The 13,890-nt window shown below is 70.0% G+C and carries 14 protein-coding genes; all 14 read right to left on the reverse strand.

The genetic code is table 11. The annotated features are described in order from the left end of the window. Positions 1-81 precede the first annotated feature (81 nt). Positions 82-921, reverse strand: a complete 840-nt coding sequence (gene fghA, locus CKY28_RS04465; protein WP_095997145.1) for an S-formylglutathione hydrolase — start codon at positions 919-921, stop codon at positions 82-84. After that, positions 918-1,316: a VOC family protein gene (locus CKY28_RS04470; RefSeq protein WP_095997146.1), complete on the reverse strand. Its 399-nt coding sequence runs from the start codon at positions 1,314-1,316 to the stop codon at positions 918-920. The genes fghA and CKY28_RS04470 overlap by 4 nt, the downstream gene beginning before the upstream one ends. 13 nt (positions 1,317-1,329) lie before the next feature. Further along, positions 1,330-2,442 (reverse strand): S-(hydroxymethyl)glutathione dehydrogenase/class III alcohol dehydrogenase, encoded by a 1,113-nt coding sequence (locus CKY28_RS04475; RefSeq protein ID WP_095997147.1) that lies wholly within the window; start codon positions 2,440-2,442, stop codon positions 1,330-1,332. Positions 2,443-2,521: 79 nt separating this feature from the next. Then, positions 2,522-3,232, reverse strand: coding sequence for a PIG-L deacetylase family protein (locus tag CKY28_RS04480; RefSeq protein ID WP_095997148.1), 711 nt, complete (start codon positions 3,230-3,232; stop codon positions 2,522-2,524). Beyond that, positions 3,229-4,434 carry a glycosyltransferase family 4 protein gene (locus tag CKY28_RS04485; protein ID WP_095997149.1) on the reverse strand — a complete coding sequence of 402 codons (1,206 nt, stop codon included), beginning with the start codon at positions 4,432-4,434 and terminating at the stop codon, positions 3,229-3,231. Before CKY28_RS04485 ends, CKY28_RS04480 begins: the two co-directional genes overlap by 4 nt. Next, positions 4,434-5,372, reverse strand: a complete 939-nt coding sequence (locus tag CKY28_RS04490; RefSeq protein WP_095997150.1) for a sugar phosphate isomerase/epimerase family protein — start codon at positions 5,370-5,372, stop codon at positions 4,434-4,436. Before CKY28_RS04490 ends, CKY28_RS04485 begins: the two co-directional genes overlap by 1 nt. Continuing rightward, a complete protein-coding gene (locus CKY28_RS04495) occupies positions 5,369-6,874 on the reverse strand; it encodes a YcaO-like family protein (protein ID WP_095997151.1) in 1,506 nt (501 codons plus the stop codon). Before CKY28_RS04495 ends, CKY28_RS04490 begins: the two co-directional genes overlap by 4 nt. Then, complete coding sequence (locus CKY28_RS04500; RefSeq protein ID WP_095997152.1) at positions 6,871-7,695, reverse strand: MBL fold metallo-hydrolase; 825 nt, start codon at positions 7,693-7,695, stop codon at positions 6,871-6,873. Before CKY28_RS04500 ends, CKY28_RS04495 begins: the two co-directional genes overlap by 4 nt. Continuing rightward, the gene (locus CKY28_RS04505) at positions 7,686-8,666 is read right to left on the reverse strand and encodes a Gfo/Idh/MocA family protein (RefSeq protein ID WP_281253222.1); all 981 of its coding nucleotides are present in this window, start codon (positions 8,664-8,666) and stop codon (positions 7,686-7,688) included. Before CKY28_RS04505 ends, CKY28_RS04500 begins: the two co-directional genes overlap by 10 nt. A 173-nt stretch (positions 8,667-8,839) precedes the next feature. After that, complete coding sequence (locus CKY28_RS04510) at positions 8,840-9,937, reverse strand: class I SAM-dependent methyltransferase (RefSeq protein ID WP_095997154.1); 1,098 nt, start codon at positions 9,935-9,937, stop codon at positions 8,840-8,842. Continuing rightward, positions 9,934-10,824 (reverse strand): HD domain-containing protein, encoded by an 891-nt coding sequence (locus tag CKY28_RS04515; RefSeq protein WP_095997155.1) that lies wholly within the window; start codon positions 10,822-10,824, stop codon positions 9,934-9,936. The genes CKY28_RS04510 and CKY28_RS04515 overlap by 4 nt, the downstream gene beginning before the upstream one ends. A gap of 175 nt (positions 10,825-10,999) precedes the next feature. Further along, positions 11,000-12,178 (reverse strand): inositol-3-phosphate synthase, encoded by a 1,179-nt coding sequence (locus tag CKY28_RS04520; protein WP_176472951.1) that lies wholly within the window; start codon positions 12,176-12,178, stop codon positions 11,000-11,002. Positions 12,179-12,316: 138 nt separating this feature from the next. Continuing rightward, on the reverse strand, positions 12,317-13,066 hold the full coding sequence (locus CKY28_RS04525) for a Crp/Fnr family transcriptional regulator (RefSeq protein WP_095997156.1): 750 nt from the start codon (positions 13,064-13,066) through the stop codon (positions 12,317-12,319). Between the two features lie 208 nt (positions 13,067-13,274). Continuing rightward, on the reverse strand, positions 13,275-13,754 hold the full coding sequence (locus CKY28_RS04530) for a homogentisate 1,2-dioxygenase (RefSeq protein ID WP_095997157.1): 480 nt from the start codon (positions 13,752-13,754) through the stop codon (positions 13,275-13,277). Between the last annotated feature and the right edge of the window lie 136 nt (positions 13,755-13,890).

Raw genomic sequence — 13,890 nt, forward strand, 5'->3', positions numbered from 1 at the left:
CACGATCCAGCCGGCATGCGCGGACGACGATGGACCCCGGAACAAGTCCGGGGTGACGAGGAGGGGGTGGATGCGGAGTGATCAGCCCTTTAGCCGTTCCGCGTGCCAGCGGATGTGGTCGGGCATGAAGGTGCTGATGAAGTAGTAGCTGTGGTCGTAGCCGGGCTGCATGCGCAGCGTCAGCGGGATGCCGGCGGCCTCGCAGGCGTCGCGCAGGAGCTCGGGGCGGAGCTGCTGGCCAAGAAACTGGTCGGCGTCGCCTTGGTCGACGAGCAGCTCGGGGACGCGCGCGCCGGCCATGATCAGCGACACGGCGTCGTACTCGGCCCAGCGGGCGCGGTCGGGGCCGAGATAGCCGGCAAGCGCCTTCTCGCCCCAGGGAACCTGGGCGGGCGCGACGATGGGCGCAAAGGCGGAGACGGAGCGGAAGCGGTCGGGGTTGCGCAGGCCGACCGTGAGCGCGCCGTGGCCGCCCATCGAGTGGCCGGTGATGCCCTGTCGCGCCATGTCGGCGGGGAACTCCCTCGCGATCAGCTCGGGCAGCTCGCGTTCGATGTAGGTCCGCATGTGGAAGTGCCGCGACCAAGGCTCCTCCGTGGCGTCGACGTAAAAGCCGGCGCCCTGACCGAAATCGTAGGCGTCGTCGTTCGGCACGCCCTCGCCTCGCGGACTCGTGTCGGGCGCGACGAAGATCAGGCCGTGTTCGGCGCAGGCGGCGCGGTACTCACCCTTGTCCGTCACGTTGGCGTGCGTGCAGGTGAGGCCGGACAGGTACCAGAGCACAGGCAGCTTCGCGCCCGGCTCGTGCGGAGGCATGAAGACGCTGAACGTCATGGGCGTACCCGTCACGGCGGACTGGTGCCTGTACACGCCTTGGACGCCGCCGTGCGCTCTACTGGTGGAGAGGGTCTCGAACGTCATGCGGCGGGACGGTGGATCGCGCAGAGCTTGTTGCCGTCGGGATCGCGAACATAGCTCAGGTGCATCGACCCGAGCGCGCCCTCGCGCAGCCCCGGCGGGTCTTCGGCCGACGTGCCGCCATGCGCGACCGCCGCGTCGTGAAATCGCTTCACCTGCTCGGGCGAGTCGGCCTTGAAGCCGATCGTGCCGCCGTTCGCGACGCTGGCGGGCTCGCCGTTGATCGGCTCCGACACGCAGAAAGTGCCGCCGTTGTGGCGATAGAAGAGCCGCACGTGCCCGCTCGGCGCGACATTGCGGAGCGGCTCGCCGGAGAAGCCGAGCGTGCCCAGCACCGCGTCGTAGAAGGTCTTGGACCGATCGAGGTCGTTCGATCCGACCATGATGTGATTGAACATCGTTCCTGCTCCTTTAATAGACGACCACCGACCGGATGCTCTCGCCCGCGTGCATCAGGTCGAAGCCCTTGTTGATATCGTCGAGCGTCAGCACGTGCGTGATCATTGGGTCGATGGCGATCTTTCCCTCCATGTACCAGTCGACGATCTTGGGCACGTCGGTGCGGCCCTTGGCGCCGCCGAACGCGGTGCCGCGCCAGTTGCGACCCGTCACGAGCTGGAAGGGGCGCGTCGCGATCTCGCGGCCGGCCTCCGCCACGCCGATGATGATACTCGTGCCCCAGCCGCGGTGGCAGCATTCGAGTGCGGTGCGCATCACGTCGGTGTTGCCCGTCGCGTCGAAGCTGTAGTCCGCGCCGCCGTCGGTCAGCTCGACCACCTTGGCGACGATCTCCTCGCGGCTCATGCCCTTGGTGTTCAGGAAGTCGGTCATGCCGAAGCGGCGGCCCCATTCCTCGCGGTCGGGGTTGATGTCGATGCCGACGATCTTGCCCGCGCCGGCGAGCCGCGCGCCCTGGATGACGTTGAGGCCGATGCCGCCGAGGCCGAACACGACGACGTTCTCGCCCACCTGCACGCGTGCCGTGTTGACCACCGCACCGACGCCGGTGGTGACGCCGCAGCCGACATAACAGCTGGTCTTGAACGGCGCGTCGTCGCGGATCTTGGCCACCGCAATCTCGGGCAGGACGGTGAAGTTCGAGAAGGTGGAGCAGCCCATATAGTGGAAGATGGGCTGGCCCCTGTAGCTGAACCGCGAAGTGCCGTCGGGCATCAAGCCCTTGCCCTGCGTCGCGCGGATCGCGGTGCACAGGTTGGTCTTGCCGCTGAGGCACGACTTACACTGACGGCACTCGGGGGTGTAGAGCGGGATCACGTGGTCGCCGGGCTTCACGGAGGTGACCCCTTGGCCCACCTCGCGCACGATCCCTGCGCCCTCGTGGCCGAGGATGCTGGGGAAGATGCCTTCGGAGTCGAGGCCGTCAAGCGTGTAGGCGTCGGTGTGGCAGATGCCCGTCGCCATGATCTCGACCAGCACCTCGCCGGGCTTAGGGCCTTCGAGGTCGAGTTCGACGATCTCGAGCGGCTGCTTCGCGGCGAAAGCGACGGCGGCGCGGGTCTTCATGGGCGTACTCCGTTGATCGTAAGCGCCCTAGAGAGAAGGACGGCGCTTCGACAAGCTCAGCGCGAACGGAAGTAGGCAGTTATGTCTTTCGCGGGTACGGCGCGGGGATCGCGTGGAAGCGCTCCTGTTCGATGCGGGCCAGGCGCTCCTCCATCGCTTCCCGGCCGCCGAATTGGAAGCCGAGCTGGCTTTCGTAGGCGGCGCACATGGCGATGCGCTTGGCCGTGAGTTCGTGGTCGAGATCGACGATCCAGTCGGGATCGGGCGGTACGCGCTCGGCGCGGTCGAGATAGGGCCAGTCCTCCCAAAGGCAGAGGCGCTCGGCGTCGGCGACACGCTCCAGCGCCTCGCGGACGATGTGGTGGTCGACATGGTCGCCGATGCCGAGCGGGCCGAGGATCAGCGTCGCGCCCTCGACCAAGCGGGCCAGCTCGGGGGCGAGGCGGTCGGCCATGTCGTCGGTCGCGAGCCGCCGGCCGAACAGCGCGGGGGCGCTCTCGTAGCCGCGGTGCGGCGCTTCGAGGAACGGCAGGTGGACGGGGGTGGCGCCGATCACCTGGCAGGCGCGTTCGTCCTCGCCGCGGCGGAGCGCCATGTAGTCGACCTCGGGGCCGAGGCCCTTGTCGAGCTGGCAGGCCAGCGCGAAGCCGCGGGGCTGCGCCACGTTGCCGGTGAAGCAGGTGACCACCGTCACCCCGCCGCCGTCGCGGGCATAGTGGGCGAGCGTGCCGCCGGCGGAGAAGGCCGCGTCGTCCAAGTGCGGCGAGACGGCGACTAGGCGGGGCTTCACAGAAGGTGCGGTTCGGCGCGGAAGCGGCAGGGCGTGATCGGCAGCTCTTCGGAGAAGCCGAGCGCAGGGGGCCGGCCGTGCAGCTCCTCGTACACGCCCATGATCTGGCGGCCGACGGCGGTCCAGCTGTAGACGCGGCGGCATTCTTCCAGCGCGGCGGCGGCGAGGCGTTCGCGTAGGGGCGCGTCCTGGACGAGGCGGGTGAGCGCCACGGCGAGCGCGGGAACGTCGCCTGGGTCGGTCAGCAGGCCGTTCTCGCCGTCGCGCAGGCAGTCGACGACGCCGACCGAGCGGCAGGAGAGTACGGCGTGGCCGCTCGCCATCGCTTCCAGGATCGTGTTCGAGAACCCTTCCGCATAGGTGGGCGAGACGAACACGTCGTGGCGGCGGTAGAGATCGGGGACGTTTTCGTACTCGGCATAGCCGGTGAAGGTGACGCGCTCGTGCAGGTTCAACGCCTCGGCGAGCGCGTGCGCGGCGGCGACGTCGGGACCGATGCCCGACACGGTCGCGTGCCACGCGCCGGGCACGTCGGGCAGCGCCTCCAGAAAGTCGAGCACGCCTTTCCGACGGTCGACGCGGCCGTGGTATAGGAGGCGGACCGGGCCGTCCGTCCCCTCGCCCGGCGTGAAGCGGTTCGTATCGACCGCGCCGGGAACGATCGTGAAGCGCTCGACGGGGGTGCCGAGGCGGTCGCGGACCTCCTCGGCGAAGCTGCGGCCGCCGATGAGCAGCGCGCCGGCGTTCTCGAGCACGCGGCACATCGCTTCCTTGTGCGTCTCGCAGCAGGAGCCGACCCAGTGGCCGTCCCCGCCCTGGATGGAAACGAGGCAGGGCAGCCGCAGGCGCTTGGCGGCCACCAGCGTGGCCCAGCCGGTGGGATAGCCGTATTGCGCGTGGAGGATGTCGAAGGGCTGCCGCTCATGCTCGCGCATGATGGTGAAGACCATCGAGTCCACGTCGCGCTCGAAGTCGCCGCCGTCCTGCTCGCCCAGCGCCTCCAGGCCGATGACCTTCACGCCGCGGACTGGCGGGGGCGGGCCGCCGCCGTAGACGGCGCGGCGGGCGGGGTCGCCGTAATATTGGCTGACCATGGTGACGTCGTGGCCGGCGCGGACGAGCTCGCGGAGCAGGTTGAGCGCGTAGATCGACATGCCGCTGATCGCGGGAAAGAAGCGGCGGGAGACGAAGCAGATGCGCATCAGCCGCCCTGCCCCATCCGCTCGTCATCCCAGCGCAAGCTGGGATTGCGTGGTTCGGGCCGGGTGCGCTCTCCCGCAACGACCCCAGCTTGCGCTGGGGTGACGAGTTGAGTTTCGACGTTCTTGAGGAACGCGATCGCCTCCGGGATCGCCTGGTGTGCGCGGGGGGACTCGCGGGAGAGTTCGACGCAGACGAGGCCGGTCCAGCCGATCGCCTCCAGCGCGCCGAGCACCGCGGGGACGTTCATGTCCCCTTCCCCGAAGGGCAGGTGCGTGTGGTCGCCGCGGCGCATGTCCTCGATGGCGACGGTGCCGAGCTTGGAGGCGTGGACGTGGATGGCGTGCTCGGGCTCGATGTCCTGCGTGACGAGGCAGTGGCCGGTGTCGAGCGCGAGGCGGAGGCTCGGGTGGAAGGCGGCGAGCGTTTCGTAGTCGCCGACGGTTTCGACGAGCATGCCGGGCTCGGGTTCGAGGCTGACGCTGACGCCGACGCGCTCGGCGTGCTCGCAGACTTGGGCGAGGCCCTGGTCGAGCCAGTCGCGCGCCTGGTTCCGGTCGACCTCGGGCTTGGGGACGCCGGCCCAGAAGCTGACCGTCTCGCTTCCTAAAATGGCAGCGATCTCGGCCGCGCGCTGGAGGAACTGGACGCGGCGGGCGCGGCCGTGAGGGTCGGGGCTGAGCAGCGTGGGCTCGTGCTTCTCGCGATAGTCGAGCAGGTAGCGAGCGCCGGTCTCGATCACGCTGCCGAGGTTCAAGGACGCGAGCAGCGCGGCGACGCGCTCGGCCTCGACGCGCCAATCTTGCGCGAACGGGTCGAGGTGGTGGTGGTCGAGCGTGAGGGCGACGCCGTGGTAGCCGCTGTCCGCGATGAGCCGGATCGCGTCGTCGAGCCGGTGGTTGGCCGCACCGTTGGTGTTGTAGGCGTAGCGCAGGCTCATGCGGGCTCGCGTTCCATGTGGACGAGCATCTCATGCGCGCCGGGCTCGCGGTAGAGGGGGTAGAGGCCGCCCACCTTGGCGTCGACCGCGGCGATGTCGAGGTACGGCACGCCGCCGAGCCGGTCGTACGCTACCGACGACAGGCGGACGGGGCGTAAGGTGGCGCTCTCCTCGGCGTTCCAGCGGATCAGCGGGCTGTCCTGGTCGCGGAGCTTCTGGGCGTTGCGCTCGCCGATGCGGTAGTAGCTCATCGTTTCGACCTCCAGGCCGGGGACGACGACGCGGGCGGCGTGCATGGGCGCGCCCGGCTCCGACCAATCGAGGATGAGCGGGTCGAAGCCGGCGGCGACGAGGCGGCGGGCGGCCTCGTCGCCCTTCTCGGCGGGGTCGGTGATGAGGCTCGCGGGCATGCTGTCGAACGAGCGATCGGAGCGGAGGGAGTAAACGGGGTCGCGGAGGAGCTCGCGCAAGGCGACGCCGTCGAGCTCCAGCCAGTGGCGGAAGGCCTCGATCTGGCGCGGTTCGGTGTGGCGGGCGGCGCGGCGGGTGCGGGGCTCGACGCGCTCCCAATAGCCGGGCGGCATGATGGGCTGGATCAGCTCAAGCGGGCCGAAGGTGAACGCCTTGCGCGCGCGGGCGTGGGCGTATTCGAGCACGGCCTTGCGGAGCGCCGCGAAGCGGTCGAGGTCCGACGCCTCGCCGCCGCCGGTCATGGCGATCGGGATGGGGAGCGAGGACGGATCGCGGTCGGCGCCGACGACGTAAAGGTTGGCGAAGCCGAACTCGTCGGTGGCGAATTTGGGGAAGAGCTCGATGCCGGCACCTTCGACGCGATCGATGGCGGCCTGAAGCTCGGGCGGGAGCGCTTCGTCGAACGTCAGGTGGACGCCCAGGTCCATCGCGCGGAAGAGCAGGCCGTTGCCGTCGCGCTGCAGGCACTCGAACAGGCCGTGCGACGCCGCCCACTTCAACGACGGACCGGCGCCCAGGCCGTTGGTGATGAGCGTCGTGAAGGGCTCGTAGCCGGCGGGCAGGTGGTCGGCGGTGAGTGCGGCGACGTCGACGGGGACGAGCACGGGCTCGCCCGAGAACCAGCGGCGCGCCTCGACCCAGCGGAGCGGCGTGTCGTGGCCGACAGGCGAGCCGGCGGGGAGGCAGAGCGTGAGCGGGTCGGCGACGCCCTCCCCGCCCCGCTCGCGGACGAGCTGATTGTAGCTGCCCTTTATTTGGCGAAGATTGGCGAAGCCGAGGCGGGCGCGGACCTCCTCGTGACACTCGGCGACGGCGGCGATCATGGCGCGGTCGGGCGTCTCGCCGTAGCCGGTGCCCTGCTGCATCTCGCAGCCGGCCGCCTCCGGATCGTGGGGGAAGAGCGCGACCTTCCAGGCGGGAACGCCCGTACGGTCGAGCGGGCTCATGTCGAACAGGAACCAGTCGCCCGGCGGCATGGCGTCCATATACGCCTGGACGATGTCAGGGACGGGGTGGTCCGAATGGATCATGCGAGGCCCTCGATGGGAAGACGTTTGACGCCCGGCGCGCGCGCTAGGCCCTCGTCGAGCGCGGCGAGCGCTTGGGACCGCCCGATCTCGGGGGCGTACTCGAAGGGGGTCAGGACGGCGTCGAAGTCGAGCGGTGCGATCACGTCGCGGTAGCGGCGCAGCTCGGCGTGGGTGAGCGGGATGTCCTTGTGGAACGCCTTGTGGCTGCTGATCGAGTGCGAGCGGCCGGTCTCGTCCTGGTCGATCTTGAACATGTCGCCGCAGAAGAGGCGGCGACCAGGGGCGTCGTGGAGCGCGGCCTGACCCTCGTAATGACCGCCGACATGGTGGAGCGTGTAGCCGGGGGCGAGCTCCAGCACGTCGTCGTACGGCAGGGTGACGCGGAACGCCTTGGTCATGCGCAGGTCGTCGCGCTGGATGGCGAGCACGGGGTCGAACGCGCGCTGGAGCTGGAACAGCGCGCCGTAGCCATGGGCGTGGCTGGCGGCGAGGATCGCGACGCCCCCGAGCTCGCGAATGCGGTCCAGCATGTCGTCGGAGTAGTAGGGCGCGGCTTCGAAGGCGATGTTGCCGTCCGGGCGGGTGATCAGCCAGCCGGTGCCGGCGAGGCCCAGCGCGGGCTGGGTGGTGAAGGCCCACAGATTGTCCGCGACCTGGCGCGCCTGGCCGGTGTGGGTCGCCCTCACCTCCTCCTCGGGCAGGAAGCGCCAGCCGTCCTCGGGCAGGTCGTTGCGCGTGTCGGTGCAGACGGGACAGTCGGGCGGCGCGAAGTGGCGCTGCCAGAAGCCGCAGTTCGCGCAGGCATAGTAGCTCAGAGGCACCGCAACGCCTCCTGATAGGCCCGGTCGAACAGGCGCATCAGCTCTAGGTCGCGCTCGGCGGAAAAGTCGTGCGGCTCGCCCCCGGCGGCGCGCTGAAAGGCGGCGGCCTGGGCGGCGAAGGGGGACAGGTCGCGGTCGAACGCAACGTCCTCTTGCTCATTGCCGCGGGCCAGCGTCACGGTGCCGCCGGGCGTCTGGCCCATGGTGTCGATCGCGGTGAGCAGGCCGTGCTCGCCCAGCACTTCCAGGCGGCGGCGGGGGAGCTGTTCGCGGCAGTTATAGGCGACGTGACTCGTCAGGAGCACGCCACTCGCGGTGCGGCCGGAGAGGACGCCGCCGTCGTCGACGGGGTAGTCGTGGATGCGGCGCTGAAGGTCGATGTGGAGACGATCCAGCGGCTCGGCGACGAGCATCTGGGCCAAGTCAAGACCGTGGAGCGCGAGGTCGATCACCGCCCCGCCGCCCGCCGCCTGCGGGTCGGCGCGCCAGTTGGGAGCCCCTCCTCCGTCCGCGGACCAGAGGGGGTCGACCCAGCAGGCGTAGACGATCCTGACCGCGATCGGGCGGCCGATCGCGCCGTCGGCGATCAGGTCGCACATCGCTCGGTGCGCGGGGTGGTGACGCTGGTCGAAAGCGGTGCCGTAGAGGACGCCGCTGTCCGCCACCGCGCGGCCGATCGCCTCGGCGTCGGCAAGCGTGGCGGCGATCGGCTTCTCGCAGAGAACGGGGACGCCGGCCCGGCACGCGGCGAGCACGGGGCCGAGATGGGCGTTGTTGGGCGTGGCGACGTAGAGCAGGTCGACTTCGCCGGACGCCAGCATGGCGGCGGTGTCGTCAAAGGCGAAGATGCTGGCGGACTCGGCGCTGGCTTGGGCGAGCGGAGATGGGTCGGCGATCGCGGCGACTCGGCCGCCGGCGGCTTCGATGGCGGGGGCCATGTAGTCGCGGGCGACCCAGCCGAAGCCGGCGATACCCCAACGAGGTCGGCGCGAGGTGGCGTCCTCACCTTCCCTCTTCCCCGGCGAAGGCCGGGGCCCAGTAGCGGTGCCGTCTGAGAGCGGGGGTGCAACGCTTGCAGGGACCATTGTGACTGGGCCCCGGCCTTCGCCGGGGAGGGGTGCACGTACTGGGATGGTCGTCTCCATCACCACCGCTCCGGCAAGTCCACGAGGCGGCGGGTGCGGGCGGGGTCGCCTTCGTCGTCGGTCCAGGCGCAACCGTCGGCATATTCGTCGCGGTAGCGATCGGAGGGCCAGCGCGGGCCGTCGGGGCCGAGCAGCGGGTTGGTGCGGAGTTCCGCGTCGGCGGGCGGGACGGCGATCCCGCCCTCGACCACACGCGCGGGCCCGCCGCCCTCGACGAGCGACCAGGCCTCCACCGCGGGGTCGTCGGCCCAGCCCGCGGGCGCGGGCGAGTCCGCCCGGACCAGAGCGGCGAGCAGCGCGCGTTCGTTGTAGACCCTCGCGTGCGAGAAGAGCGCGGCCCATTCGTCGGCGGGTCGCGCGGGCCCCTTCGCGCCGCCTTCGTACCTGCTGTTGTGGATGTGGCTGACCGCCAGCAAGCCGGTAGGCGCGACCGCCGCGCGCAGCCGCTCGAGGACGAACTCCTGGCGCGGCATGAAGTAGAAGGCGTCGTGGCACTGGACGAGGTCGAATTTCGCATCGCCGATAGGCCAGGTCGCCGCAGCGTCGAACACGATGTAGTCGGCGTCCGGCGCGACCCAGTGCTTGGCGAGCCAGCATTTGGCGAACACCACGTCCGCGCCGAGGCACTTGACGCCGCGACGGGTGAACTCGCGCAGATAGTGGCCGATGCCGCAGGCGAGCTCGAACGCGGTCCTAGGCTCGTTCCAGTGCGCCTCCAGGAGCGCAAGCCCGGCGAGGTAGGTCGGGTCGCTCCAGCGATAGGCGAAATAGTCGGCGACCGGGCCTAAGCGGAGCAGCGCCATCGCCTCGCGCAAGCTGAGCGTGTCGCGCTCGCGGACGAGGCGGCGGAGCTCGTCCAGGTTGGTGGCGGGGCCGGTCCACCAATCGTCCTGGTTGGTGAGGAGCGCGACGAGCGCCTCGTCGGGGTCGCCGCGGTCGAGATGGTCGAGCGCGACGGCGACCAGGCCCTCCTGCTCAACGCGCAGGAACGGGATGCCGTCGACCACGGGCCAGCGCCCTCCCCAGCCGTCGGCGAGCGAGTGCGGCGTGTCGGCGCGGAGCGGCTGGCCCGAGGTGGGGGAGCGGAGCGGGATCACGCCAGCCCCGTGTCCGCCAGGATGCGGTCGTGGAAGCCTTTGACCGGGCCGTCGTGCACGAGGCCGTAGGTGCCGAGCACGTCGTCCATCGTCACGGTCGCGGCCCGAAGGTGCTGCTCGATCTCCAGCACGCGGTCGAGCACGTCGCCGACGTGGAACGCACGCGCCTCAGGCGCGGCGTCGCCGGCGATGGGGGCGAGCGCGGCGCGGACCTGCTCGCGGAGCGGCTCGGAAAGTTCGGCCAGCGCCTCTTCGCGCGCGTGTTCGATTACGCCGTCGAGAGCATCGCCGAGCAGCACCTCGCCTGAGAAGCCGGAGTCGGGCATGGCGGCGTTGTGGAGGTGGTGCGCCATGCTCGCGACAAACACGGGGGTGGGGTCCGCGCCGTGGATGGGCGAGGCGATCACGGCGTAGACGGCGACCATCAGGCAGTGCTCGGCGTGGTTCTCCGGCGGTTGAAGCATAATGCGGGGGCGGCCGGGACAGGTCACGCCGGCGCGGGGCTGGCGGGCGAGCTTGTCGACGAAGGGCGGCACGGGGCCGGGCTCGGGCGCGCCTCGCGCCAGTGCTGGGCGCAGACACGCGGCGAGATCGGAGGCGAGCTGGTCGGCGACCTCGTCGAACGCGCGTTCGAGGACGGCGACCGCCTGCTCGCCGAGCCCGAGCGCGCGGAGCTTGGCGAGATTGAGGTCGCCCAGCCGCAAAGCGGCGAGCGCGGCGGCGACGGTGCGCGCCATGACTTGCGATCCGGGCTCGCCCGCGGCCAGGGCCGCCCAGCCGTCGCGAAACAGGCGCTCGGCGGTCGAGCCCTCGCGGTCGGCGGAGCGGATGCGCTTGAGGTCGCCGAGTTCGCGGAAGAGGGGGAGGATGGCGGGGGTGAGGTTCACGTCGGGAATCCTCCCCTGTAAGGGGAGGTGGCGCGCGAAGCGTGACGGAGGGGTGTCGCGCGTTGCGAGCGGTGAACCATCCTGTCGAACGGGGATACCCCTCCACCACTCGCTATGCGAGCGGTCCCCCTCCCCTTGCAGGGGAGGAACTGCGTGTACCCCACCCCTGACCCGCTCACTTATCCCCCAACCACCGGTCCAGAATGATCTGCTGCTCGAAGAAGTCGTGCACCGGCTCGCCGCCGCCGGTCGTCTGGGGCGATTTGAAGAAGATGCCCATCTGCTCCTGCACGCCGCCCTCGCCTCGCGCCTGTGCCAGCCCCAGGCATCGCGCGATCTCGATCGCGAGCGGGGCGGCGAGCACCGAGTCCTTGCACAGGAAGTTGAGCTTGAGCTGCATCTTCTGGCCGAGAAAGCCGGTGAGGTCGATATTGTCCCACGCTTCCTTGTCGTCGCCGCGCGGGCGGTAATAGTGGATCATGATGATGTGATCCTCGACATGATAGCCGAGGATGGAGTCGAGCACGCTCTTCTTGGTGCCGACCTTGCTGGCGAGCGACTTGGGATCGTCCAGCGCGAGGCCGTCCGAATTGCCGAGGATGTTGGTCGAGAACCAGCCGTCGACATGGAGCGCGCGGTCGCGGAGCGCCGGGGCGATCACCGTCTTCATCAGAGTCTGGCCGGTCTTGCCGTCCTTGCCCGCGACGGGAACGTTGCGGTCGCGCGCCAGGTCGGCGAGCGGCTTCACGTCGGCGGCGACCGACGGCGCGAAATTGCCGTAGGGCGCGCCCGCGTCGATCGCGGCATAGGCGTAGAGCATGGCCGGGCTGATCGCCGGGTCGTCACGGTCGAGCCCGCGCTCGAACGCGTCGACCGATTGGAGCGCGTCGGCGGCGAGGTCCGCCTTGCGCTCGGTGGAGGCGAGGTTGAGCACGACGACGCGGTCGAGCTGGCGGTCGGCCTTGAAGCGTTGGAGGTCGGCCTGGATGCGCTCGACCGCGGCGCGATGGCCGGGCGCGGCGATCTTGTTCGCGCCGTCGATGTTGGCGCAGAAGTCGGTGGAGCCCACCGCCGGCCAGGGCTTCATGTCGTTCAGCGGCGACGCGCCGTTGGTCAGTTCCTTCTCGCCGATCACGCCGTGGCGCATCGCGGCGGTGCCCAGATCGTCGCCGCTCAGGTCCCAGCCGTCGAAATATACGTCGCGATACGCCGCCATGCCCGACACCTGCCGGTCGGCGAGCGGCAGCCCGGCGAGCGTGTTCGATCCCGACCGGATCATCTCGATGCCCGCGGCGGCGGTGGTGGCGACCGCGCCGCCCATGCCGATCACCGCGACGCCCAACCGTTCAGACATTGTTCAAGACCCCTTGTTGAACCGCCTGCGGAACAGACGGACGCCTACCCTGGTTGCCCCCGCTCGGCGTTCGCCGAAGGGATTCTATGTTTTTGGTGATCCAGGTTACCTGAGACAGCCGTTCCGGGCTGACCTGCATCAAGCGGCCAACGCGGTCGGCTGCGGCAACCAGTCCGTCGCGACGGTGGCATAGCGGTCGACGAAGCCGGTGAAGGCGATCAGCTCCGCCTCGTTGACGATGCGGATGCGCCGGCCGCTGCGCTCGATCATGCCGCGCCGCTCCATCTCGCCCAGCGTACGGTTGACGTGGACCTTGGTGAGGCCGACGGCGTCGCCGATGTCCTTTTGCGTGAGCGGCAGGTCGAAGCTCTCGATCACGCCGCCCGCCGTCACGCGCAGGCGCGCCAGGATATCGAGGAGCAACGTCGCCAACCGCTCGATCGCGTCCGTGCGGCCGATGGAGGCGAGCCGGTCGGCCATCGCGACGTTTTCCGCGGCCGCCATGGCGTAGAGCAGGCCGGCGAGCCGGGGCTGCGCTTTGAAGATGCGGCCGAGATTGACCTTGCTCAGCTCGGACACGATGCAGTCGGACACGGCCGTCAGCGTGTTCGCGGCCTGCGCCCAGGCAATCGACGAGGTGCCGATCAGGTCGCCGGGATAGTGGAAGCGCAGGATCTGCCGCCCGCCCGACTTGAGGTTGGTGGACGAGTGGAGCCAGCCCTGCTGCACGACGAACAGCGTATCGACGCCGCCGCCCTGCTCCATGAGGACCATGCCCGCGGGCACGCGCACCTCGCGCCGTTCGGCCCAGTCGAGCGCGTCGCGTTCGTCCTCCGTCAGCTGAAGGTAGCGTTCCAGGCGGCTCGACAAGGCACTTCGGCGCATCATTGCTTCTCCCGTGCGGCGCGGAGCATCCAAACGCGATCGACCCGTGCCGAGGGTGTAACAACCGAAAAGAGAACTCGTTGCATCAGGAACGGATGTGAAAGTTTATCGCGCGTGGCCGACACGGTAACGTGATAGCGTTTGCAGCAAAAAAGGTAGCGAAATCAGCGCGGCTCAACCAGCGTGCGAGATTGAGACGTTCCTCTTCCGCTCAGGGCAGATACGTGACGAGCACCGTCACGGATGCGTTCGGCGCGCCCGCGATCTCCAGGAGGTGGCGACCGGGCTCCAGGTCGAAGTCGACCATCTTGCGGACGCCGGAGCAGGCGGGACCATGCGCGTGCGAGACGGACGGGACCGCGCGGCCGTCGCGCACCACCTCGATCCAACCGGGCGTCTCCAGCGCGACCCGGTAGCGGCCCGCGCGCGCCGCGTCGAAGGCGAGCAGGCCGCCGTGCGCGCCCGGACCGGGCTTGGCCGGTCTGACCGGGAACGCGACATGCGCCGATGGATGCAGCGCGGCGCGCGCCCCCCGACCGAGCGTCAGCACCTCCGCCTCCTTCACCTCGGCACCGGCGATGGCCGCTTCGCCGGAGCGCCACCCCGCCAGCTCGGCCGGGAGCGGTGCGGGCGTGACGGGGCAAGCGGGTTGCGCCTGCGCGGCGGCGAGCGCGATCAAGGTGGCGAGCATGAGGGTCCTCCGGTGAAGTCCGGAGCCTAGCGCCGCGCGGCCGGCCGAGAAAGCGGGACGGCATAGGCCCTTGTGGCGAGAGGATTTCCCGCGCACTGTTTCGGGATCATGACCGATTCCTTCCCGGACGAGGCGC

Origin of the sequence: Sphingomonas lenta, assembly GCF_002288825.1 — a bacterium.
Taxonomy (GTDB): Bacteria; Pseudomonadota; Alphaproteobacteria; order Sphingomonadales; family Sphingomonadaceae; genus Sphingomonas; species Sphingomonas lenta.

Excerpts from the sequence above, each read along its gene's own strand:
- fghA (WP_095997145.1), bottom strand. The coding sequence starts at position 921 with ATGACGTTCGAGACCCTCTCCACCAGTAGAGCGCACGGCGGCGTCCAA.
- CKY28_RS04470 (WP_095997146.1), bottom strand. The coding sequence starts at position 1,316 with ATGTTCAATCACATCATGGTCGGATCGAACGACCTCGATCGGTCCAAG.
- CKY28_RS04475 (WP_095997147.1), bottom strand. The coding sequence starts at position 2,442 with ATGAAGACCCGCGCCGCCGTCGCTTTCGCCGCGAAGCAGCCGCTCGAG.
- CKY28_RS04485 (WP_095997149.1), bottom strand. The coding sequence starts at position 4,434 with ATGCGCATCTGCTTCGTCTCCCGCCGCTTCTTTCCCGCGATCAGCGGC.
- CKY28_RS04490 (WP_095997150.1), bottom strand. The coding sequence starts at position 5,372 with ATGAGCCTGCGCTACGCCTACAACACCAACGGTGCGGCCAACCACCGG.
- CKY28_RS04495 (WP_095997151.1), bottom strand. The coding sequence starts at position 6,874 with ATGATCCATTCGGACCACCCCGTCCCTGACATCGTCCAGGCGTATATG.
- CKY28_RS04520 (WP_176472951.1), bottom strand. The coding sequence starts at position 12,178 with ATGTCTGAACGGTTGGGCGTCGCGGTGATCGGCATGGGCGGCGCGGTC.
- CKY28_RS04525 (WP_095997156.1), bottom strand. The coding sequence starts at position 13,066 with ATGATGCGCCGAAGTGCCTTGTCGAGCCGCCTGGAACGCTACCTTCAG.
- CKY28_RS04530 (WP_095997157.1), bottom strand. The coding sequence starts at position 13,754 with ATGCTCGCCACCTTGATCGCGCTCGCCGCCGCGCAGGCGCAACCCGCT.